Source organism: Methylobacterium sp. NEAU K (assembly GCF_030700285.1).
Taxonomy (GTDB): domain Bacteria; phylum Pseudomonadota; class Alphaproteobacteria; order Rhizobiales; family Beijerinckiaceae; genus Methylobacterium.
Window position 1 is genome coordinate 47239 of the sequence record NZ_JAUYZJ010000026.1, and the last position, 21556, is coordinate 68794.

Genomic DNA, 21556 nt, shown 5'->3' on the forward strand with positions numbered 1-21556 from the left:
GGAGGTTGGAGGCGCGTGCATCCATCGTACGGTGAATGCGTGGCGGTCGATCGAGCATGGGGGCCTCGTGGGTTCGGAGGCGACCCTGTGCGCTCGAGGTTGCTGAATGGTGGCCGCCGCCCCGGACCACGCAAACGTGAGCGCGGCCGCGAGAGCTATCGGCCCGGCACGGGCCACAGAGGATGGTCTGAACGATCTCGCCTCCACCGGGGGGCCGAGCGGCGGTCTCCGCGCCGGACTGTTTGAATGGATCGGCTAGCACCAACCGAGCAGGGCGTCAGCTTCGTGGCGCCACCCGCATTGAAGCTCGGGTCCGGCTCTCGGCCTCGACACCCCGGCCCGGCTCGCGGATCAAGGACGATGCCACCCGAATTGCCGCGCGCCGTGAACGCCCGGAATGGGACGAAGACGTTTGCGGACGCGTTGTTGATCCACCTCAACGCAGCAAGGCCGCAGTTCGGGCGGAGATGTCCAAGTTCGCCTTGCTCGGGCACGGCCCGGCGAAGGCGCCGCTGAAGCGAACACCCGAGGAGCCCGCCATGAAAGTCAAAGACGTCATGCACAAGGGTGCCGCCTTCGTTGCACCTGATACGCCCGTGAGCACGATCGCCAAGCAGATGCGCGATGCCGATATCGGCGCAATTCCCGTGAAGGCGAACGGACATCTGTTGGGCATCGTCACGGACCGCGACATCGCCTGCCGGGCCCTGGCGGACGGCAAAGACCCTCGGCAGATGACCGCCAAGGATGTGATGACCAGCAAGGTTGTCGTGTGCGCGCCCGATGATGAGATCGCCCACGCGATCAAGACCATGGAAAGCAAACAAATTCGGCGTCTTCCCGTCACCGACAGCGATGAGGCGCTGATCGGCATGGTGAGCCTCGGCGACATCTCGCACAAGGCCGGCAAGGACCTGTCGGTCGAGGTTCTGCGCGCAGTCTCTGCGCATCATCGCTGACGGTTCGTCGGCTCCCGTCGGATCGGGAGCCGGCCTGCCATCCGGGATCGAAGCGCCACCATCGTCCCGCCGGCGCACCCTCTCGTCATCCGGTGCGAAGGTAAGGCCGTTGGCCGGTGGTGCGCTTCGCCCACGCCGGCGCCCACCGAGCGCGGGATTGCCCTGCCCTCCGCCACAAGCTTGATGCGGTCTCGCCAGCATCGCCCGTTTCACCCTGATGCGGCCTGAACGAACCCGGGCCATCATCAACCCGCACGCGCTGGATGCTCGGTCCGAAGTTCGATCGGATGCGTGGATGCGGCCCCGGACAGACCCTTCGACACGGACCCCGTTGAATTTAATAGTCAACCAGTCTACTGATAAATCATGAAGCTCGAATCGGCCATGGCTGTCACGCCGCGAAAAAGGGGTCGTCCCCCTCGGCTGGAGCCGGCCTACGGCACGTCGCGGGAAGCTTTAATTCGCGCCGGCGTCGCCCTGCTGTCGGAGAAGGGGTATTCGGCAACCGGCCTCGAAGAGGTCCTGCGCAGTGCCGGCGTGCCGAAGGGTTCGTTCTACCACTACTTCGCCAGCAAGGACGCGTTCGGCGCCGAGCTGATCGATGCGTACGCGACTTACTTCGCGCATAAGCTCGACCGCTGGTTGCTCGACGGGAATACGGCGCCTCTGCAGCGCCTCAGGAACTTCGTCGCCGACGCGCGCACAGGCATGGCGCGATATGAATTTCGCCGCGGCTGCGTCGTCGGCAACCTCGGGCAGGAGATGAGCGCCTTGCCGGAACTCTTTCGAGACCGCCTGCACGGCGTGCTGCTCGACTGGCAGGCGCGGACGGAACGCTGCCTACGAGACGCCCAAGCCTCCGGCGAAATCGCGGCCAAGGCGGATTGCACGGCTCTGGCCGCCTTCTTCTGGATCGGCTGGGAGGGCGCGGTCCTGCGCGCCAAGCTCGAGCGCAGTCCCGAGCCTCTCGACCTCTTCGCTGATTTGTTCCTGACCTGTCTGGCGCGCTGAACGCCACCCTCGGAGTGTACCGGATGTTCAAGGCGGTCTTGATCGAGAAGGATGAGGCCGGCTACCGCGCCGGCCTGCGCGAGATCGACGACGCGCAGTTGCCCGAGGGGGACGTCACCGTGGACGTCACCTACTCGACGCTGAACTACAAGGACGGACTTGCGATCACCGGGAAGGGGCCGGTGGTGCGCAAATTTCCCATGGTGCCGGGCATCGACCTCGCCGGCACCGTTCGCGAGTCCCGACATCCCGACTACAAGGCGGGCGACCGCGTCATCCTCAATGGCTGGGGTGTCGGCGAGACTCACTGGGGCGGCCTAGCACAGGTCGCGCGTCTCAAGGGCGACTGGCTGGTACCGCTGCCCGAGGCGTTCACGCCGCGCCAAGCGATGGCGATCGGAACCGCCGGCTACACCGCGATGCTGTGCGTGAACGCGCTCGAACGCCACGGCGTCAGCCCGGACAAGGGCGAGGTCGTCGTCACCGGCGCGGCTGGCGGCGTCGGCAGCACGGCGGTCGCTCTCCTGTCGCGCCTCGGCTACACCGTCGTGGCGGTCAGCGGACGCCCCGAGGAGGCCGACTACCTGCGCGGCCTCGGCGCGGCTGAGATCCTGGATCGGGCCGCGTTCTCGCAGCCGGGAAAGCCGCTCGCCAGGGAGCGCTGGGCCGGGGCCGTCGACGTCGTCGGCAGCCATACCCTCGCGAACGTCTGCGCCGCCGCGAAGTACCGCGGCGTCGTCGCGGCCTGTGGCTTGGCGCAGGGCATGGACCTGCCGGCAAGCGTAGCCCCCTTCATCCTGCGCGGGGTCAGCCTGATCGGGATCGACAGCGTGATGTGTCCGCGCGCCGAGCGGCTTGATGCGTGGGGCCGGCTGGTTCGCGATCTCGATCCGGCCAAGCTCGATGCGATCACGGACGAGATCGGACTGACGGATGTCGTGGCCACCGCCGAGCGCCTGATGGCGGGTCGGGTGCGCGGCCGCGTCGTCGTCGACGTCAACCGATAAATTCCAACCGGTCGCGACAGCGCACCGCAGAAACGCAGACAGGGCGCAAGGAAGACCTAATTCAGATGACTTAGCGGCAAGAACGGCGACGCCGACGGGCTGACAATAAAAATCGCAGTCCGCTCATAAAAATGGAGGAACGACCATGAAGAGTATATTCGCGCTTGCGATACTATACGGCGGCATGTGCGCCGCGCACGCCGATCCGCTGCCGCTCTTCCGGATCGGCGTCCTGACGGACCAGTCGGGCCTCTATGCCGACATCACCGGCCCCGGTTCCGTCGAGGCGGCACGCATGGCCGTCGAGGACTTCAACCCCGAGGCGAAGGGCTTCCGCGTCGAGGTCCTGTCGGCCGACCACCTGAACAAGCCCGATATCGGGGCCGCCATCGCCCGGCGGTGGTTCGACGTTGAGCACGTCGATGCCATCGTCGATGTGCCGACCTCGTCCGTCGCGCTCGCCGTGTCGAACATCGCCAGCGAGAAGGACAAGGCGTTCCTGATCGCCAGCGCCGGTACCTCGGACCTGACCGGCAAGAACTGCACGCGCACCAACGTCCACTGGACTTACGACACCTGGGCGCTCGGCAACAGCACGGCGCGAGCGGTGATCAAGCAAGGCGGTCAGTCCTGGTACTTCCTGACCACGGACTACGCCTTCGGGCACGCGCTGGAGCGCGATGCCTCTGAGGCCGTGGCGAAGGCCGGCGGCAAGGTCCTTGGGCACGTCCTGGCGCCCTTCCAGAGCACCGACTACTCCTCTTACCTCCTTCAGGCCCAGGGGAGCCGCGCGCAGGTCGTGGCGCTCGCGAATTCCGGCGGCGACACGATCAACGCCATCAAGCAGGCCTCGGAGTTCGGCCTGACCGAGGGCGGCCAGAAGCTCGTCGCGCTCCTCGCCTTCGTCTCCGACATCCACTCGGTCGGTCTGAAGGTCGCCCAGGGCCTGACCCTGACCGAGGCGTTCTACTGGGATCTCAACGACGGCACCCGCGCGTGGTCGAAGCGGTTTGCGGCCCGCAATGGCGGCCGCTATCCGACGATGGATCAAGCCGGCGTCTACGCGTCGATGCTCCACTGGATGAAGGCCCTCGCCGCGCTCGACAAGGACAAGGCGCATCACGGCACCGACATCGTCGCGCAGATGAAGGCGATGCCCACGGACGATCCCCTGTTCGGGCACGGCTCGATCCGAGCTGACGGGCGTACCATCCACGACCTCTACCTGTTCCAGGTCAAGAGCCCCGCGGAGTCGAAGGGCGCGTACGACTACTACAAGCTCCTCGACACCATCCCCGGTGACCAGGCGTTCCGCCCGATGCCTGACGGGGGGTGCCCCCTGGTGGCCCACACGGCCGCGAAATAGGGCGGTCCCGCCATGGCGCGCAGCGACCCCGGCACCGGCGAAGCCGTCAGCGCGAAACGGACGGCAGTCGTGCTGCTGCTCCTCAGCGAGGTCGCGGCGATGGCGACGTGGTTCGCGACCACGGCCTCGATCGGCGCGATCCGCACGCACTGGACGCTGAGCCCCTTCCAGGAGGCCCTGCTGACCAACAGCGTGCAGGCCGGCTTCGTCGCCGGCACGCTGGTGAGCGCGCTGCTCGGGCTGGCCGACCGGTTCGACCTGCGCAGGCTGTTCTGTGCGGCCGCCGCCACGGCCGGCCTCGCCAACCTGCTGATGCTGGCCTTCGAGCCGACCTCGCCGGCGGTGCCGCTGCTGCGCTTCGTGACCGGGGCCTGCATGGCCGGCGTGTACCCGGTCGGCATGAAGATCGCCGCGACCTGGGCGGTGGGCGATCTCGGCCTGCTGATCGGCCTGCTGGTGGCGGCCCTGACCCTCGGCTCGGCGCTGCCGCACCTCGTGGCGGCGTTCGGCCAGCTCGACTGGCACCTGCCCGTGATCGGTGCGGCGCTGGGGGCGCTCCTGGCGGCCGCCCTGATCCGCTTCGTGGGCCTCGGCCCCGCGATGGCCGAGGCGCCGCCCCTGCGCCTGGAGAACGTGTTGGAGGCTTGGCGCAATCGCGGTGTCCGCTTGGCCAATCTCGGCTATTTCGGCCACATGTGGGAACTCTACGCCATGTGGGCCTGGATCGGGGCGTTCATGGCGGCGAGCTTCCGTGAGCAGTACGGGAACGCACCGCCGTTCCCGCCGGAACTGGCCGCCTTCTGCGTGGTCGCGGCGGGGGCGTTCGGCGCCATGCTGGGCGGCTGGGCGGCGGACCGGTTCGGACGCACCCTGGTCACCGGCGCCTCGATGCTCGCCAGCGGAAGCTGCGCGATCGGGATCGGCTTCCTGTTCGGCGGTCCCGCCTGGGCGGTGCTGTCGGTCGGCGTACTCTGGGGCGCAGCCGTGATCGCGGATTCGGCGCAGTTCTCGGCGGCGGTGAGCGAGCTCAGCGATCGCCGCCTGATCGGCACGATGCTGACCGTTCAGACCTGCGTCGGCTTCCTGCTGACGCTCGTGAGCATCCAGCTCATCGCCTTCGCCGGAACCTTCCTCGGGTGGCGGTTCGCCTTCGCGCTGCTCGCCATCGGGCCGTTCCTCGGTCTGGCCTCGATGCTGCGGCTGCGGCGCCTGCCCGAAGCCAAGCGACTCGCCGGAGGGCGCCTGTGACAGCGAGGAGGACGCAGACCGTGAGCTTCACCACGATCACCTACGAGACGCTCGCGCCCGTGGCCCGGATCACGCTGAACCGCCCGGAGCGCACCAATGCGATCAGCGCGACCATGCTCACCGAGCTGGCACAGGCGATGGATGCGGCCGAGGCCGACTCCGCGGTGCGCGCCGTGATCGTGCGCGGGGCCGGCGCGGCCTTTTCCTCGGGGTTCGATCTCAAGGACCAGATGGCCCTGCGCCCCGAAGGCGTGAGCCAGTGGCGCCCGATCCTGCGGAAGGATTTCGACGTACCGATGCGCTTCTGGCACTGCCCCAAGCCGACTATCGCGGCGGTGCGCGGCCCGTGCCTCGCGGGGGCCTGCGAGCTGGCCCTGGCCTGCGACCTGACCGTGGCCGCCGACGACGCCTTCTTCGGCGAGCCGGAACTCAAGTTCGGGGCCGGCATCGTCGTGATGATCCTGCCCTGGATCGTCGGTCCAAAAGTCGCCAAGGAGATTATCCTGACGGGCGAGGACCGCATCCCGGCGCAACGCGCCTACGAGATCGGGATGGTCAACCGGGTGGTGCCCGCCGCCGAACTCGACGCGGCCGCGCTCCATCTCGCCCGGCACATCGCCGCGATCGACCCGAACCTCGTCAAGGAGACGAAGCGGGCGATCAACCGATCGATCGAGGCGCGCGGCATGTTGGAGGCCCTGGAGGCGGCCCTCGACATCGACCTGCTGATCGAGGGCGAAGGCTCGCCGGACAAGCGGGCGTTCATGGACATCGCCCGCGCTCAGGGCCTCAAGGCGGCGCTGGCGTGGCGCGACAGCCGCTTCCCGGGAGCGAGCACATGACCGGCGCGCTCGCGGCGATCATGCTCGAGGGGCTCGCACGCCCGGGCAGTCGGGTGGACGAGGCCTCCGGTCCGGGGCTGTCGGGGCACGAGCTCGACACGCAGGCGGACCTCGTGGCGGGGCTGCTGCTGGGAGCGGGCGTGCGCCCGCAAGAGCCCGTGCACGTGGCAATAGGCAATCGGGCTTCGGATCTCGGGGCGCTGCTCGGCGTCTGGCGAGCGGGGGCCGTCACGGTGCCGGTCCATCGGTCCGCCGCGCCGCTCACGCGTGCGACCGTCGAGCGGGCGACGCGTGCCCGCTTCTTGATCGACGGACTCGCCCTGGATACGATTGCGGGCGAGCCCCCGCCGGAGCGGCCCCTGCTCGACGGTGCTGCGCTCGTGGTCTTCACCTCGGGCAGCACCGGCACGCCGAAGGGCGTGGTGCTCGGGCACGCTGCCCTGGCGCGCAAGCTTTCGGTTCTCGACGGGCTGCTGGCCTTCCGCCCGGACGACGTGGTCGTGGTCCCGCTCCAGCTGACCTTCATCTTCGGGATCTGGACGAGCCTCCTGGCGATCCGCTCCGGGGCGACCCTCGTTCTCGTCGAGAAGTTCACCCGCGCGACGCTGGCGGGCGTGCTGGCGGAGAAGGCGACCGTCCTGGCCGCGGTGCCGACGATGCTGCGGGTCCTGATGACGGACGGCGCCCCGGCGGCCCCCCGCCTGCGCGCCGTGCTGACCGGAGGCGAGGCGCTCAGCCCGTCCCTGGCCCGGGCGGTCGGCGGAAGCTGGCCTGAGGCCGAGATCGTCGACCTCTACGGCTCGACCGAGACGGGGTCCTGTGATTTCTGCCATCGGCCGCGGGATACCGGCGACGCAGGCTCCATCGGCGTCCCGACCGAGGGCGTGTCCTTCCGCATCGTCCGGGACGATGGCATTTTGGCCCCTCCCGGCGCGGTGGGCGAGCTACGGATCCGCACTGCGTGCGGGATGCTCGGCTACCTCGACAATGCCGAGCTGACCCGAACCGCGTTCGAGGCGGACCATTTCCGGACGGGCGATCTCGCGCGCCTGCGCCCGGACGGTCAGGTCGAACTGGTCGGCCGCTCAAAGGAGATCATCTCACGCGGCGGCAACAAGATCTCGCCGCTGGAGATCGAGAACGCCCTGTGCGCGCATCCGGACGTCGCGGCGGCCCTGTGCGCCGGCGTTCCCGACGAGCGCCTCGGAGAGGCGATCCACGCGGTCGTCGTGCTGAAGCCCGGGCTCGCACTGACGGCGGACGAGCTCAGGCGCTGGGCATCGGTCAACCTCGAACGCTACAAGGTGCCGGACGTGATCGTCTTCAGCGACGTGCTGCCGTCGGGCGCGACCGGCAAGGCGAGCCGGGCGATGGTCAGCACACTCACCCTGGCAGGTACCGATGGATCGTCAGCCGGCATACATCGCCCGCCGTCGGGTCTTTGAGCATCCCCGGCTCGATCACGGTCGAGCCTGAATAAGAAGCGGAGGAAACGATGCCGGTCCAGCATGCTCCCCCACCCCCGGTCGAGGACGAGGCCTGTCCCTGTCGCGACGGCATGTTCGCCCCCCGGGGCGCCGACCGACGCCGCTTCCTCTTCGCCGCGGGCTCCGGGGTCGCCATGGGCCTCTCCACGGGCCGGGCCCGGGCCGAGGACAACCCCCCCGCTGGCGCCCGGTCCTTCGATGTGCCCGACGACCCGACCAAGGAGCAGGGTCGCGCCGTCGGCGCGGACGGCGGTTACGGTTCACGCTCGCAGTTCGAGAGGGCCGTTCGGGTGCGTTATCCGACGCCCAACGAGAACACGTCCTGGTCCTTGACCCCGCTCGCCGCGCTGGTCGGCAACCTCACGCCCTCTGCGCTGCACTTCGAGCGCCACCATGGCGGCATCCCGACTATCGATCCCGACCGCCACAGCCTCGTCGTCCACGGCATGGTCGGCACCCCGAAGCGGTTCAGCATGGACGACCTCCGGAGGCTTCCGTCCGTGACGCGCAAGCACTTCATCGAATGCTCCGGCAACGGCCTGACCGAGTGGAAGAAGCCGACGCTCAAGACCGTCCAGGGCACGCACGGACTGCTGAGCACGTCTGAGTGGACCGGCGTCCTGTTCGCGACGCTGGCCCGCGAGGTCGGCTTGGCCGAAGGCGGGGCCTGGGTTCTCGCCGAGGGGGCGGACGCCGCGGTGATGACCCGCTCCATTCCCCTGGAGAAGCTGCTCAAGGACGGGATCATCGCCTACGGCCAGAACGGTGAGGCGATCCGTCCCGAACAGGGCTATCCGGTCCGCCTGCTGCTGCCCGGCTACGAGGGCAACACACACATCAAGTGGCTGCGGCGGCTAGAAGTCAGCGACAAGCCCTTCATGACGCGGGAGGAAACCTCCAAGTACACGGACCTGATGGCCGACGGCCGCGCGCGGCAGTTCTCGCTCGACATGGACGCGAAGTCGGTCATCACCTTCCCGTCCGGCGAGATGCGCCTGCCCGGTCCCGGCGTCTATAACGTCACCGGCTTTGCCTGGTCGGGACGCGGGCGGGTGCAATCGGTCGACGTCTCGGTCGACGCAGGCAAGACTTGGTATCCGGCCTACCTCGGCTCGGCACCCGAGCCGATGTGCACGGTGCGCTTCACCTTCCCGTGGAGCTGGGATGGCACGCCCGCCGTGCTGCAGAGCCGGTGCGTGGACGAGACCGGCTACGTCCAGCCGACCCGCCAGCAGTTGCTCGCCATCCGTGGCGACCACGGCCCATCGGCGTCGATATACCACCTGAACGCGATCCAGAGCTGGGCCGTCGCGAGCACCGGGGAGGTCAGCAATGTCCATGCGTGAGCGCGTGCGCGGCCTCGGTCCGACGGCCGCAGCCCTTCTCGGTCTTGCGCAGCTCGTGACGCCGGCTGCATCCCAGACGGCGGCGGAGACGCGGCTCGGTGTCGGCAAGCCGGTGACGGAGGTCGAACTCGGGGCGTACTTCTCGATCCCGCCTAGCGGGAAGGGATTGCCGGCGGGGCACGGCAGCGCCAAGGAAGGCGCCGTGGTCTTCCAGGAGCACTGCGCCGCCTGTCACGGCGAGAAGCTCCAGGGCAACATGGCGCCGGGCATCGGCGCCGACAGGTTGATCGGCGGTCGGGGGAGCCTCGCATCGGAAACCCCGATCAAGACGACCGAGAGCTACTGGCCGTATGCCACGACGCTGTTCGACTACATCAAACGTGCGATGCCGTTCAGCTCACCGGGTTCTCTGACTGACGACCAAGTCTATGCGGTCGTCGCGTATATCCTGTCGGAGGGACACGTCATCAAGACCGACGAGACGATCGACGCAACCACCCTGCCTAAAGTCCGGATGCCCAACAGAGATGGTTTTATTCCCGATGCTCGGCCTGAACTGAGTCTTTATCGATAGCGCATCATCACGGACTCGTTCAGATCCCGGGCCCGGTTGAGGATGGAGACCAGCGCCGATTATCGTGCCATGAGGATGAGGTACCTTCGGCCGAACCTATGCCGCTTTGTCTCGTGCTGGCGGATGTCTGGGACGGGATAGAGACAGCTTTCCGCACGGCCCTGACGGTGTTGGGCCTACGTTACAGTCTCGGCATTCAATCCTCGACGCGCCTTTGGCTGCCCGGAACAGCTCTTATGCCGCCCAAGACCTGGAGCGGGCGCGGTCGGCCGATCCGGTCGCGGCCCGGCCCGGATCAAAGGCCGCTCTGGACGGATGCGGCTTCTGGTTGAAGGGCTCGCAGCACTCGTCCCCGTCTTCGCGAGCGCAGCGATGACGGCGCGGCCGAAGGACATGCGGGAATCGCCGACCCGGCGCAGTCTCCTCGATCAGCCTACTCATCCAGTTGGCCTTTCCGGCGTCCTCTCGGGAGCGCGCTGGTCGCATGACCGGCTTCGGCTAAGCCCGCGATGCCGCGTCGGCACCGGCTGGCCTCGCCGCCCTGCTGTCGGAGCCCGTCAGAGAGCGGAGCGCCACGAGGCTGATCGGAACCGGTCGCGCAAGCTAATATCAACACCCCAAGAGACCTAAGCTTGGCCTGTCGAGACGCCAGGCGGCGAAGCACGACGGCCAGAAGGCCATCGAGGTTGGCTGACTCCCCCGTCAGCTCGCTCGAAGTTTCTCGGTTCGCTCGAGCCTGAAACCGGCCACCCCGACGCAAATCAGATGGGCCGCAGTTCCTGCGAGCGGTCGGATAATTTCTTGTCGATCTGTCTCATGGGCACCGGCGGTGGTCCGCCACGTTGGAACTCGACACATTGCAGCGATTCTCAATCGCCAAAATCCAGAACGCAGTTGGCGTCAAATACAGATGAATTTTGCACTATACTATCATATTTCCGTATACAAAAAACAGTACTATGTGAGGCGCCGCGGCCTTGACGGGCCAGTGATCGCGATGTTTATTTGATTTAAGCTGGTTTATTATGATTAATGAACTTAGGGTCCGCAATCTGGGAACATCCATTCGGGTAGTTTGCCCAAAATGGAGGCTTGAGGCTGTTCGGCGACTAAAGAGGAGCCTTCGGTCATCGCGTTGCCCGTGGCGTAAATGAACTCCCGACTGTTTGGCCAGAGGTCGGCCGCGCAAAGGGGAGAGACGGAGCGGGCCACGCACGGGGATCGCTTTGTATCTGCACACAATGCCGGATCGGACGGCGCCTGCCTGAGGGTCAAGTCGTTCTCGCCGGCACGAACGAGCGACTTGATAGAGGTATCGCTTTAATGCCCGGATCTGATTATTTCGATCTTAAGTTCTGTAAATATGCCGAATGGCCGTAATATACATTTCATACATTCGATACGATCCATTTACTTGTGCCGTTTAGTCAACTCCAAATACAAACATCATCACGAATCAGAAATCGCTGAAGGCCAGCAATGAATCTGTCGACCATCGTCGAAGTCAGGCGACCGATGTCGCTCGGCGAAATCCAGGGCTGGCATGACGGCTGCTCCTGGCTGGCCGGAGGCACGTGGTTGTTCTCCGAGCCGCAGCCGGCGGTCAATACGCTCATCGACCTCGACTCCTTGGGCTGGACACCGCTGGCGGTGACGGAGGCCGGACTGGACATCGCCGCGACGTGCCGCGTCGCGGAGCTGCAGGCCTTCGAGGGGCCGCCGGCGTGGCGCGCGGTGCCGCTGTTCCGCCAGTGCATCGATGCGTTCCTGATGTCGTTCAAGATCTGGAACGCCGCCACCATCGGCGGCAACATCTGCATGTCGCTGCCCGCGGGGGCGATGATCTCGCTGACCGCGGCGTTGGAAGGCGTCTGCACCCTGTGGCCTCGGGAAGGCGCGCCGCGCGAGGTCCCCGTCGTCGACCTTGTGACCGGCAACCATGCCAACACGCTCCGGCCGGGCGAGCTGCTGCGCAACATCCGCCTGCCCGCTTCCGCCCTGGCGAAGCGCACGGCCATGCGTCAGGTGTCGCTGACCAAGCTCGGCCGGTCGGCCGCCCTGATCATCGCCACAGTGGGCGAGGACGGCGCGGATTTCCTGCTGACCGTCTCGGCCGCAACGCCCCGGCCCGTGCAGCTGCGCTTCTCCGCCTGCCCCTCGGCCGACGCGCTACGCGGCGCCCTCGACGAGCGCCTGCCGCTGCACGCCTATTTCGACGACGTGCACGGCTCGGCGCCCTACAAGCAGCACGTCACGCGATACCTCGCCGAACAGATCCGCTTGGAGCTCGCATGACCCAGTATTCGATCAACGGGCGCGGCTACGACGCAGCGCCGATGCCGGGCCAGTGCCTGCGGACCTTCCTGCGCGACCTCGAGGTGTTCGGCGTCAAGAAGGGCTGCGACGCCGGCGATTGCGGCGCCTGCACGGTCCACATCGACGGCAAGCCGTTCCATTCCTGCCTCGTCCCGGCCTTCCGGGCCGAGGGCCGCGAGGTCACCACGATCGAGGGCCTGTCGGCGGGGGGCGCCCTGCATCCCATGCAGCAGGCGTTCCGGGACGCGCAGGCCTTCCAGTGCGGCTTCTGCTCGGCCGGCATGATCATGACGGCGGTGACGCTGACCGCCGCGCAGAAGGCCGACCTGCCGCACGCGCTCAAGGGCAATCTCTGCCGCTGCACCGGCTACCGGTCGATCGACGATGCCCTGCACGGCCGTTGCAACATCGCGGCGGACCTGCCCGGCCAGGCCCTCGGCGCCAGCCTGCCCAATCCGTTCACCGACGCGATCCTGACCGGCCGTGCGCGCTACACGATGGATGTCGCGGTCGAGGACCTGCTGCACCTGAAGGTCCTGCGTTCGCCGCACGCGCATGCGCGCATCGTCACGATCGACAAGGCGGCAGCGCTCGCCGTTCCGGGGGTCGCGGCGGTCTATACCTGGGAGGACGTTCCGAAGCGCCGCTTCACCTCGGCCCTGCACGAGGACCACCTCGTCGATCCCGACGACATCCTGCTGCTCGACAACGTCGCGCGCTTTGCCGGCCAGCGGGTCGCGGCCGTGGTGGCCGAGACCGAGGCGGCCGCCGAGGCCGGCTGCCGGGCGCTGCAGGTGACCTACGACGTCCTGCCGGCGGTGTTCGATCCGGTCGAGGCTGTGCGGCCGGGGGCGCCGCTGCTCCACGACAAGGACCACGTCAACGCCAGCAACAACATCTACTGCACCCTCCAGGGCGAGATCGGCGACGTGGCGCAGGGCTTCGCGCAAGCCGACGCGGTGCACGAGCAGACCTATTCCACCACCCGCGTCCAGCATTCGCACCTGGAGACGCACGGCTCGATCGCCTGGAAGGGCTCGGATGGCCGCTGGCACATCCGCACGAGCTCGCAGGCGCCGTTCGTGGTGCGGACGAAGCTCGCCTACATCATGGGCCTCTCGCCCCGAGACATCCACGTGTTCACCGAACGGGTCGGCGGCGGCTTCGGCGGCAAGCAGGAGATGGTCTCGGAGGACCTCGTCCTGTTCGCCACCATGAAGGTCGGCCGCCCGGTGAAGTGGGAATGGACCCGGGAGGAGGAGTTCATCGGCGCCACGACGCGCCATCAGATGACCACCCGGGTGAAGATCGGCGCCCTCAAGGACGGCACGCTGACGGCGCTCGACGTCGAGGTGTTCTCCAACACTGGCGCCTATGGCGGCCACGGGGGCGAGACGCTGGGGGCCGCGATGGCGAGCCCGATCGCGGCGTATCGCTGCCCCAACAAGAAGGGCATCGGCCACGCCGTCTACACCAACCTAGTGCCGGGAGGCGGCTTCCGCGGCTACGGCGCCTCGCAGACCACCTTCGCGATCGAATGCGCGATCGACGCCCTCGCCCGGCAACTCGGCATCGATCCGTTCGCGATGCGCCGCCTGAACGTCGTGCGGCCGGGGGACAACATCGAGTCGATCTGGAAGGAGCCGAGCGATGCCAGCTTCGGCAGCTACGGAATCGGCCAATGCCTGGACATCGTCGAGCGCGCCCTGGAGACGGGCAACGGCGTGGCCAAGCCCGAGGGCGCGGATTGGGCCGAGGGCCGGGGCGTCGCGCTCGCCATGCTCGAATGCGGACCGCCGACCGAGCACCGCTCGGGCGCCGAGATACGCTTGCTGCCGGACGGGACCTACCATCTCGCCTGCGGCTCCACCGAGATGGGCAACGGCATCACCACGGCGCACAAGCAGATCGCGGCTGCGATCCTGTCGTCGCGCGCCGACGACATCGCCATCATCAACGCCGACACGGACCGCACCCCCTACGACACCGGCACCTTCGCCAGCACCGGGACGGTGGTCGGCGGCAAGGCGGTTCACCTCGCCGCCGAGGCCATGGCGGAGGACATCCTCGCCTTCGCGAGCCGGCACACCGGGGTTCCGGTAGAGCAGTGCCGGCTCGATACCGACGGCGGCGTGGTCTGCGGCAACCAGCGCCTCACACTCACTGACCTGCACGTCGAGGGCACGAAGGTCGACCACCGCTTCTCGGTGAGCCGGCGGGCCTATCTGTCGCCGCGCACCATCGCCTTCAACGTCCAGGGTGTGCGCCTCGCGGTGCATCGCGTGACCGGCGAGATCCGGGTGCTGCACAGCGTCCACGCCGCCGATATCGGGAAGCCGATCAACCCGATGCAGTGCCGGGGTCAGCTCGATGGCGCCGTCGCCATGGGCTACGGCTGGGCGCTGGTCGAGACCATGGTGCATGACGGGACGGGCCGCATGGTCAACCCGCAGCTGCGCAACTGCCGCATCCCGACCTTCGCCGACACGCCGCACACCGAGATCCACTTCGCCGATACGACCGACACCATCGGGCCGCTCGGCGCGAAGTCGCAGGGCGAGTGCGGCATCAATCCCGTGGCGCCGGCCGTCTCGAACGCGCTGGCCGACGCCACCGGGGTGCGGTTCGCCCACCTGCCCTTCACCCCAGACCGCCTCTTCGAGGCGCTGTCGGCCCCATGAGCGCGCCCGCTTCCAGCGTCAGCATCGTGACGCAGACCTCGGTGCGGCCGGACTGCGCCGAGGCCTTCGCCCAGTGGCAGGGCGGGACCAGCGCGGTGATCGCGTCGTTTCCCGGGTTCATCGAGCAGCGGTTGATGCCGCCCCATCCGCCGCTGCAGGTGGACTGGGTGATCCTGCAGCGGTTCGGCAGCCTGGACCACGCGAAGAGCTGGCTCGGCTCTCCCGAACGGCAGGCCCGCATCGAGGGCGCGACCCCGATGCTCGTGGGGCGCGACGACGTCCACATCGTCAACGACGACGCCAGCGCGGCCCGCACCGCGCCGGCCTCCGCGGTGATCAGCACCCGTGTGAAGCCGGGGATGGAGCCGGAATATCTCAAATGGGAGCAGAAGGTCGCCGCGGCCCAGTCGAAGGCGCCCGGGCTGCAGGGTTACCGGTTCGAGCCGGCCGTGCCGGGCGTGCAGGAGGATTTCGTCGCGATCCTGCGCTTCGACAGCGATGCGAACCTGCGCGCCTGGCTGGATTCGCCCGAGCGCCAGGACCTGATCGCGCAGGCGGCCCCGCTCACGGCGGAGTTCCACACCCGGACGGTGCAGAGCGGTTTCGAGCAGTGGTTCCGTGACGCGACGCCGGCCGGGGCGTCGGCGCCCGCTGCGTGGAAGATGAACATGATCGTCGTCCTGACGCTCTACCCGACCGTCTTCCTGTGGGGGCTCCTGGTCGGCACGCCCCTCCTCGGCGGCGTGCTGAAGCTGGATTTCCCGGTGGCGCTGTTCGTGGGCAACGTCTTCAGCGTGCTCATCACCGGGCGCTTGGTGCCGTGGGCCGCCAATCGGCTCGGCTGGTGGCTGTCTCCGGCTCCCGACCGGCAGCCCCGGGTCGACCTCCAGGGCGCGCTGCTCCTGGCCGCGGCCTACGCGATCATGATCCTGATCTTCTGGAAGTTGCTGTGACGGGCGCCGCCGCTTCCGGGCGGGTCGGCGTGTCGGAGCGATGGCCGGAATGAACGCCGCGGAGCAGGATGCCGCGCGTCGGATCCTGCGCCGTTCGAAACAAGCAGAATTGCGGATCGAATCCCGCAACGCATTCGATCCCGGCGACGCGTCGCGCGTCGTGAGGCGGACATCTCACGGGGCGCGAAAGAAGACGGTGGAGATGCGTGCGATGCCCTCGTTGGTGCCCCGCCTGGGTCGGCTGATCACGGCGGTCCTGGTGATCCAGGTCTGCGCGGGGGGCTGGCGGACCGGCTACGCCCGCGCCGAGCCGGCGACGGTCCCCGTCACGGGGGACGCCCAGACATCGAGTCCGCCGCAGAGACCCTCGGCCCGCGTGAACAGCCCGGAGGCCGGTGTCCCGGTCGCGGCCGCGACCGTGATGGCGGCTCCGCCGCCCTCGTTCTTCAGCTTCTCCGACACGGTGGTCAGCTACCGGTTCCAGGGACCTTCGGCCGAGCCCGGGATCTTCGTGATGCGCCCCAACGGCACGGCGACTGGCGGGTTCGCACCGCGCGAGGTGCCGAAGAACGTGGTCAATCTTTTCCATGCGAACTCGTGGGCCTACGGCACGAACCTGATCTCCCTCGACATCCTCCGGTCCGGCTCCCAGGATCCGGCAGGCGACAAGCAGCGCCAGTTCAAGGATTATGGAGCGACCGAAGTCTATCTCATCTACCGGGGCGTCCTGAGCCCGAACAAGATCTTCGATACGTCGGTCTTCGCGATCCCCGGCTTCGTCAAGGATATCGGCCTCTCGTTCGGGGCCGACATCAACACGAAGGATACGGCCTTCGACTCAGAGAAGCGCGCCGGCACCTTTGGCCTCAGCTTCGCCTTCGACGTGCCGGCCGGGTTCGTGAACCTGAAGGTTCAGGGCTACAAGGAATTTTCCCGCAACGGCTTCGCCGGGACCGGTCCGATCCCTGGCTTCGACTACTCGCACTTCCGCAGCGTCGAGTACAAGATGACCCCGGAATTCGAGATCACCTACACCGTGCCGCTGGCCTTCACCGGCCTACCCCTGGCTCTGGCCGGCTTCAACACCATCATCCTGCCCAAAGGCCGTTACGGCTCCTTCAACCAGTACGACACGCAGCTGGAATTCGTCTCGCAGACCAATCTGGTTCTGGATATCGGCCAGCTGATCTCGAATACCCCCAACCGGGTCGAGGTCTTCGCCGGGTTCCAATACTGGCGCAACAAGTTCGGCGGCGACCCGCGGCGCACCATCAACACCGAGGAGAAGGCGCTGATCGCGGGCGTCGCCTACCACCTTAAATGAGGCCGGCCCGGCGTCCTTGCGACGGCTCTCCGCGCGCCGGTCAAGCGCGCCTGCCCCGCAGGTCGCGCGGCGACAGGCCGAAGCGTTTGCGGAACCCGCGATTGAACGTCGGAACATCGGTGAAGCCGCAGGCATACGCGATCGTGGCGATCTTCAGCTTGTCATGCCGCGGCGCTTCCAGCCGCCGCCGCACCAGATCGAGGCGCGCGTCGCGGATCGCCGCCGCGATGCCGCCGGCCTCCGCGAAGACCCGGTAAAGGCTGGTCCGCGAAATCCCCAGCGCGACATGGATGTCCTGCGGGTTGAGGTCCGGGTCGTGCATGCGGCGCGCGATATGCGCGCGGGCAAGCGATTCGACCGCCGCTTGCGACACCTGCGTGTCGGCGTCGCCGGCACCATCACGGACGACGCAGCCGAGGAGGTGCAGCGCCCCATCGACCGCGGCCTGTGCCTCGCTTTCCGACATCCAGGCGATCGATTCGGCCACAGAGCGCAGACGAGCTCCGAACTCGGCGCTCGCCGCGCGCGCGCCGATGCTCCGGCCCGCGAGGGCGTCGACGCGGCCAACCCGGGCCTCGAAGGTCTCACGGGGCACGGCGAGCCGAATCTCCTCGTAGTCGCTCTGGGTCCCCGCCATCATGGGCTGGGCCCGCGACAGGAAGCTGATGTCGCCGGCATGGAGCCGCGCACCCCGTCCGAGTTGCTCCTGATACCCGACCCCGTCGACGGCGAGGCCGATCACCACCATCTCCCGGCCGTTCCGATCGACGTGGCGGGACCTGAGATTCACCCCGACCGGGCTGCTGACCGTGTGGGTGAGCAACCAGTCCCCCGACGCAACGGTGAGGCGCTTGGCAGAGAAGCACTCACGGGGATGCGGTCGCCCGATGTCGCCGAAGCGGGCCAGGGCCGTGCAGCGCCAGAACTCGAAGGCGCGTTTGGCCTCGACGTGATTTGTCGTCTCGACGACGCTCGGGACGACCATCGGGCTGGACACGTGTGAGGCTCCGGTCGTGGCCCGCGGACTCGGCTGGGCGCCTTGACGACTTTATCGTTCGGATTTTACGCGACTGACAACAGGGAGCTGACTTTCCCGTTCCCGACGCGATCGGTCCAACTGCGACGCTATTCCGAGCTGCTGCGACGATATCGGTATGTATTTAATATTCTAAACTCTGCTCCTCGGCTAAGGTCTGCGTCCGACACCCCATGCGACGACGACGCACAATCTTGCTGCGGCAGGGGCGGCCGACGATCATCGCGTTCGAAGCGACCCGCTCAGAGTTCCCACCGCGCTGTCCTGCGTGGAGAGAGAGTTCCCGGGAATTGGGGTTTTCGCGAGAGGCTTCACGCGACGGCCTCGCCGGAGCGGCCCCGCGGCCCGCCGAGCAGGAGCGCCCCGCTGGCCACGAGGACGGCCGCGATCACGGCGAACATGGCGTGGGGACCATACGCGGCCAGGATCGGCAGAAGGACGAACGGCGCCAGCGCGGAGGCGATCCGGCCGCCCGCCCAAGCCCGGGTCAGGACTGAAGCCCGCAGCGGCGCAGGCACCAGTTCCGTCGCATAGATTGCCAGGATGGCGCCGTAGGTCGCCGCCGCGGTGTTGAATGCGATACCGACGAGGACCAGGGTGAAGAACGTGTCGCTCGCAGCGAAGACCGTGCCCAGGATCGCCATCGTCCCGGCCAGGACCGTAAGGCAGGCGCGGCGTTCCAGCCGGTCGATCACCAACGCCGTGAGCAAGGTCCCCAGAGGCGGACCCAGCATCGACAGGGCAGCGAAGACCAGGGATTGGTCGACCTTGAACCCTTTCTCGAGCAGCACGACGGCGCTGAGCAGGGGGAAGCCCAGTGTCGCCCAAGGCGCGAGCGTGTAGAGAGCGACGAACAGCGCGGTCCTGCGGATCGCGGGCGGCTCAGCGAGGAGCGCCCGGGTTTCGGCCTGCATCGGCCCTGGCGGCACCGGGACCGGTTCGGCCGGTGCGGCGGGCGGCAGGGTCCGCGCAGCGCACTCGAAACGTCGGCAGGCGCTGTCGGCCTCGACGAGACGCCCGGCCGCAGCGAGCCAACGCGGCGATTCCGGCACGAGCGCAAACAGCGCGGCTGCGCAGGCTGCCAGCACGGCCCCGAGGATCAGCGCCCAGCGCCACGGCTCGAGTCCGAGCGGCGCCCGCCGGTGCAAGAGCCTGGATCAGCAGGATGACGGCCGAGCCACCGAGGAACCCGATTCCGGCGCAGACCATCAGCATCGCACCGCGTTGCCGGGGCGGCATCACCTCGGCGAGATAGGTCGCGACCAGGGGCGGAAATCCGCCGATCGCGAAGCCCGAGGCTGCCCGAGCGATCGTGAGCCAAGCGAGACCGTGGCTCAGGGCGGCGGCGATCGAACCGATCGCCATCAGCCCGAGGGATGCCTGGAGCGCGCGTTTGCGCCCGAAGCGGTCGCCTAGCAAGCCGAAAACCGGCGCACCGACCGCCCCGCCGGCGAAGACGGAGGCCAGCAGCAGGGACAGGCTGCCCCGCGGCAGGCTGTGGGGTGGGGCCAGAAAGATGGCCGCCAGCGCATTGCTCAGGGAGACTTCGGCGATATCCGTGAACAGACCGAGCGTGCCGAGCGCGAGGATCGTCAAATGGAGCCGGGTGATCGGCAGACGGTCGAGCCGCTGTGTGATCGATGCGACGGTCCCGTTTCCGCCGACATCCGCCCCGCCCGGTGCGGCTGGGCGGTCTTCGCGTGCCTTGACCAAAAGCGTGGTCCCCACTTGAGCGGCTTGAGAGTACGTCCGGCAAGGGCCCTGGAGGGCTCCGCGCCATCCGCTCCTCAACGCCAACCCATGCCTTTGAGGGGATGATGATCGCAACAGCCCACATTCCGGTTCGATCTGGATCTCACAGTTTTGGGAAGTGGACCGACAACATCGCCATTACGGATAGCTTCCTGGATGTTGCGTCGAGCCGCGCGCCCTTCGGTACCTCCAGGTTGCGTGACAGCCGAGTCACCCGACGGCGCCAAGACCGTCTGGGCTTGTGCGGCTCCCGCATTGCAGAACAGCAAGATGGCAGCCAAGCCGGACAGATAATGCATTCGGACATCCTTTCAGATCTGATCAGCCTGCGCACACAGGGACGTTCTCGGTGACGTCTCGCATGTTGACTGCCCCGCACAGCCTCGCCTTGACCTGGACATCGATTCGCTCATGGCCGGCAGTCTGGCGATGAATGATCGATCCTGCTGGCCGGCGACTGCGGCAGCACGACTCCGGACAGCTGGGTTACTGCTTCGACGGTGACGGGCCAGCCGACAACAGATCGACCCGGCGTTGCGACATCGCAAAAACCGGATTTCGGGTTCATCGACTCGCTCCCGTCTTTGGAGGATAGGGGTCACCCGCTCTGCGCTCCCTTACGCTCGTCCATCAACAGTTCCGTGATCATGGCGCCCGCTGCCAACCCGGCAATCACAACGGCGGCGTACGGGATCCAGCCGATCAGCGTCTGGGCCATCACAACTTCACCGGATGAGCCGCCAGGATCCCGGTCCGGACCGCATCGCGCATCCGGGCTGGCGTGTCGGTCTTGAGGGGTTCGGCCGCAGCCGTGTTGGTGCAGGTCGCCTCGACCAAGTCGAAGGTCCGGCCCTTCGCCAGAGGATAGGCCTCGGTCGTGGGATCGGCGAGCACCATATTCCCCGCGGCGTCCACCTCCGCGTCGGTGGCGTCCTTCGATTTGAAGTGGTCTGAGACGGCGGGGTCCGTGGCCACCTCTTCACGCATTCTGGTGGGGTAGAGGGCGGGATAGAACGCCGCCTGGCGCCATTTTTCCTCTACCGTCAATGCGGACTGGCGGAAGGGGTGGGACAATCATCCGATCCTGCCAACGCCTACAAAATCAACGACTTAGAAAAGGCTCCTGCCCGTACGCTGTAGCAGTCCGGTGTAGCAGAGATCAACCCCGGCATGGATCGACCTATGCGCAACCCCAGTAAAACCGGTTGCACTGACCTCTCGGTTGGGCGGACCAATCGGGATTCGAACTGACGTTCGCGACCCGTATTCGTGGCGTCGAGAACGATGACCGCCTGTCGGTTCACCGCGGTCTGCTCGGAACCGGGCAATGCCTAGACAGGGTGCCGCCGAACGGCTGCTTCCAATCCAACACGGCGACTCGTTGGGCGATCGGGAATGGCCGAACCTGACCGATAGCTGCCAATCTGCTTCGGGGCCGCCGTCGTGGGTAAGCGGGCGTTCGGCGCGCTCACCCAAGCTCGTAGGCGAGCTGTGATGCCCAGCCTAGTGCACAGACGCCGACGAACGCGCCACGTGCCTGCCTGCTAACTGACTGCTATCGCTTCAAAAACCGCGTTACCTTGTGCACGTTTTGTTGGCGTCAGAGCACTAGCGTTCGGGCGTTGGCTCTGCTGTAGCCAAGCTCCCCCGCCAG

At 67.4% G+C, this 21556-nt stretch carries 17 protein-coding genes and 1 pseudogene; 14 read left to right on the forward strand and 4 right to left on the reverse strand.

From position 1 onward, the window contains the following. The first annotated feature begins 467 nt into the window (after positions 1-467). The 14 genes from Q8W67_RS19400 to Q8W67_RS19465 all read left to right on the forward strand — a co-directional run bounded on the left by Q8W67_RS19400 (position 468) and on the right by Q8W67_RS19465 (position 17114). On the forward strand, positions 468-959 hold the full coding sequence (locus tag Q8W67_RS19400; protein ID WP_370693910.1) for a CBS domain-containing protein: 492 nt from the start codon (positions 468-470) through the stop codon (positions 957-959). A gap of 366 nt (positions 960-1325) precedes the next feature. Next, complete coding sequence (locus tag Q8W67_RS19405; protein ID WP_305548735.1) at positions 1326-1970, forward strand: TetR/AcrR family transcriptional regulator; 645 nt, start codon at positions 1326-1328, stop codon at positions 1968-1970. A 23-nt stretch (positions 1971-1993) separates the two neighbouring features. Next, the gene (locus Q8W67_RS19410; protein ID WP_305548736.1) at positions 1994-2977 is read left to right on the forward strand and encodes an MDR family oxidoreductase; all 984 of its coding nucleotides are present in this window, start codon (positions 1994-1996) and stop codon (positions 2975-2977) included. Between the two features lie 145 nt (positions 2978-3122). Continuing rightward, on the forward strand, positions 3123-4343 hold the full coding sequence (locus Q8W67_RS19415; RefSeq protein WP_305548737.1) for an ABC transporter substrate-binding protein: 1221 nt from the start codon (positions 3123-3125) through the stop codon (positions 4341-4343). Positions 4344-4355: 12 nt separating this feature from the next. Beyond that, positions 4356-5591: an MFS transporter gene (locus Q8W67_RS19420; protein WP_305548739.1), complete on the forward strand. Its 1236-nt coding sequence runs from the start codon at positions 4356-4358 to the stop codon at positions 5589-5591. 20 nt (positions 5592-5611) lie between these two features. After that, positions 5612-6433, forward strand: a complete 822-nt coding sequence (locus tag Q8W67_RS19425; protein ID WP_305548741.1) for an enoyl-CoA hydratase-related protein — start codon at positions 5612-5614, stop codon at positions 6431-6433. Next, positions 6430-7878, forward strand: a complete 1449-nt coding sequence (locus Q8W67_RS19430) for a class I adenylate-forming enzyme family protein (protein ID WP_305548742.1) — start codon at positions 6430-6432, stop codon at positions 7876-7878. Before Q8W67_RS19425 ends, Q8W67_RS19430 begins: the two co-directional genes overlap by 4 nt. Before the next feature lie 113 nt (positions 7879-7991). Beyond that, positions 7992-9266: a sulfite dehydrogenase gene (soxC, locus tag Q8W67_RS19435; RefSeq protein ID WP_305548800.1), complete on the forward strand. Its 1275-nt coding sequence runs from the start codon at positions 7992-7994 to the stop codon at positions 9264-9266. Beyond that, complete coding sequence (locus Q8W67_RS19440) at positions 9253-9840, forward strand: c-type cytochrome (RefSeq protein WP_305548743.1); 588 nt, start codon at positions 9253-9255, stop codon at positions 9838-9840. Before soxC ends, Q8W67_RS19440 begins: the two co-directional genes overlap by 14 nt. Before the next feature lie 98 nt (positions 9841-9938). After that, positions 9939-10172 (forward strand): transposase, encoded by a 234-nt coding sequence (locus tag Q8W67_RS19445; protein WP_305548747.1) that lies wholly within the window; start codon positions 9939-9941, stop codon positions 10170-10172. A gap of 1147 nt (positions 10173-11319) precedes the next feature. Next, complete coding sequence (locus tag Q8W67_RS19450) at positions 11320-12135, forward strand: FAD binding domain-containing protein (protein ID WP_305548749.1); 816 nt, start codon at positions 11320-11322, stop codon at positions 12133-12135. Next, positions 12132-14837 carry a molybdopterin-dependent oxidoreductase gene (locus Q8W67_RS19455; RefSeq protein ID WP_305548751.1) on the forward strand — a complete coding sequence of 902 codons (2706 nt, stop codon included), beginning with the start codon at positions 12132-12134 and terminating at the stop codon, positions 14835-14837. Before Q8W67_RS19450 ends, Q8W67_RS19455 begins: the two co-directional genes overlap by 4 nt. Further along, positions 14834-15790, forward strand: a complete 957-nt coding sequence (locus tag Q8W67_RS19460) for an antibiotic biosynthesis monooxygenase (RefSeq protein ID WP_305548753.1) — start codon at positions 14834-14836, stop codon at positions 15788-15790. The genes Q8W67_RS19455 and Q8W67_RS19460 overlap by 4 nt, the downstream gene beginning before the upstream one ends. 211 nt (positions 15791-16001) lie before the next feature. Further along, positions 16002-17114, forward strand: coding sequence for a hypothetical protein (locus tag Q8W67_RS19465; RefSeq protein ID WP_305548756.1), 1113 nt, complete (start codon positions 16002-16004; stop codon positions 17112-17114). 40 nt (positions 17115-17154) lie between these two features. On the opposite strand, the gene Q8W67_RS19470 is transcribed toward Q8W67_RS19465, so the two are convergent. The 4 genes and pseudogenes from Q8W67_RS19470 to Q8W67_RS19485 all read right to left on the reverse strand — a co-directional run bounded on the left by Q8W67_RS19470 (position 17155) and on the right by Q8W67_RS19485 (position 20976). Next, positions 17155-18111: a helix-turn-helix domain-containing protein gene (locus Q8W67_RS19470; RefSeq protein WP_305548758.1), complete on the reverse strand. Its 957-nt coding sequence runs from the start codon at positions 18109-18111 to the stop codon at positions 17155-17157. A gap of 350 nt (positions 18112-18461) precedes the next feature. After that, entirely contained in the window at positions 18462-19238 is a 777-nt protein-coding gene (locus tag Q8W67_RS19475; RefSeq protein WP_305548760.1) for an MFS transporter, read from the reverse strand. Positions 19239-19356: 118 nt separating this feature from the next. Then, positions 19357-19878: pseudogene (locus Q8W67_RS19480) on the reverse strand (MFS transporter); the annotation flags it as partial. 741 nt (positions 19879-20619) lie between these two features. Then, positions 20620-20976 carry a hypothetical protein gene (locus Q8W67_RS19485; RefSeq protein WP_305548763.1) on the reverse strand — a complete coding sequence of 119 codons (357 nt, stop codon included), beginning with the start codon at positions 20974-20976 and terminating at the stop codon, positions 20620-20622. Positions 20977-21556: the final 580 nt, after the last annotated feature.

What these genes read in the sequence shown, in the direction of transcription:
- Q8W67_RS19400 (WP_370693910.1), top strand. Translation starts at nt 468, where the DNA reads ATGTCCAAGTTCGCCTTGCTCGGGCACGGCCCGGCGAAGGCGCCGCTG.
- Q8W67_RS19405 (WP_305548735.1), top strand. Translation starts at nt 1,326, where the DNA reads ATGAAGCTCGAATCGGCCATGGCTGTCACGCCGCGAAAAAGGGGTCGT.
- Q8W67_RS19410 (WP_305548736.1), top strand. Translation starts at nt 1,994, where the DNA reads ATGTTCAAGGCGGTCTTGATCGAGAAGGATGAGGCCGGCTACCGCGCC.
- Q8W67_RS19415 (WP_305548737.1), top strand. Translation starts at nt 3,123, where the DNA reads ATGAAGAGTATATTCGCGCTTGCGATACTATACGGCGGCATGTGCGCC.
- Q8W67_RS19420 (WP_305548739.1), top strand. Translation starts at nt 4,356, where the DNA reads ATGGCGCGCAGCGACCCCGGCACCGGCGAAGCCGTCAGCGCGAAACGG.
- Q8W67_RS19430 (WP_305548742.1), top strand. Translation starts at nt 6,430, where the DNA reads ATGACCGGCGCGCTCGCGGCGATCATGCTCGAGGGGCTCGCACGCCCG.
- soxC (WP_305548800.1), top strand. Translation starts at nt 7,992, where the DNA reads ATGTTCGCCCCCCGGGGCGCCGACCGACGCCGCTTCCTCTTCGCCGCG.
- Q8W67_RS19440 (WP_305548743.1), top strand. Translation starts at nt 9,253, where the DNA reads ATGTCCATGCGTGAGCGCGTGCGCGGCCTCGGTCCGACGGCCGCAGCC.
- Q8W67_RS19445 (WP_305548747.1), top strand. Translation starts at nt 9,939, where the DNA reads ATGCCGCTTTGTCTCGTGCTGGCGGATGTCTGGGACGGGATAGAGACA.
- Q8W67_RS19450 (WP_305548749.1), top strand. Translation starts at nt 11,320, where the DNA reads ATGAATCTGTCGACCATCGTCGAAGTCAGGCGACCGATGTCGCTCGGC.
- Q8W67_RS19455 (WP_305548751.1), top strand. Translation starts at nt 12,132, where the DNA reads ATGACCCAGTATTCGATCAACGGGCGCGGCTACGACGCAGCGCCGATG.
- Q8W67_RS19460 (WP_305548753.1), top strand. Translation starts at nt 14,834, where the DNA reads ATGAGCGCGCCCGCTTCCAGCGTCAGCATCGTGACGCAGACCTCGGTG.
- Q8W67_RS19465 (WP_305548756.1), top strand. Translation starts at nt 16,002, where the DNA reads ATGCCCTCGTTGGTGCCCCGCCTGGGTCGGCTGATCACGGCGGTCCTG.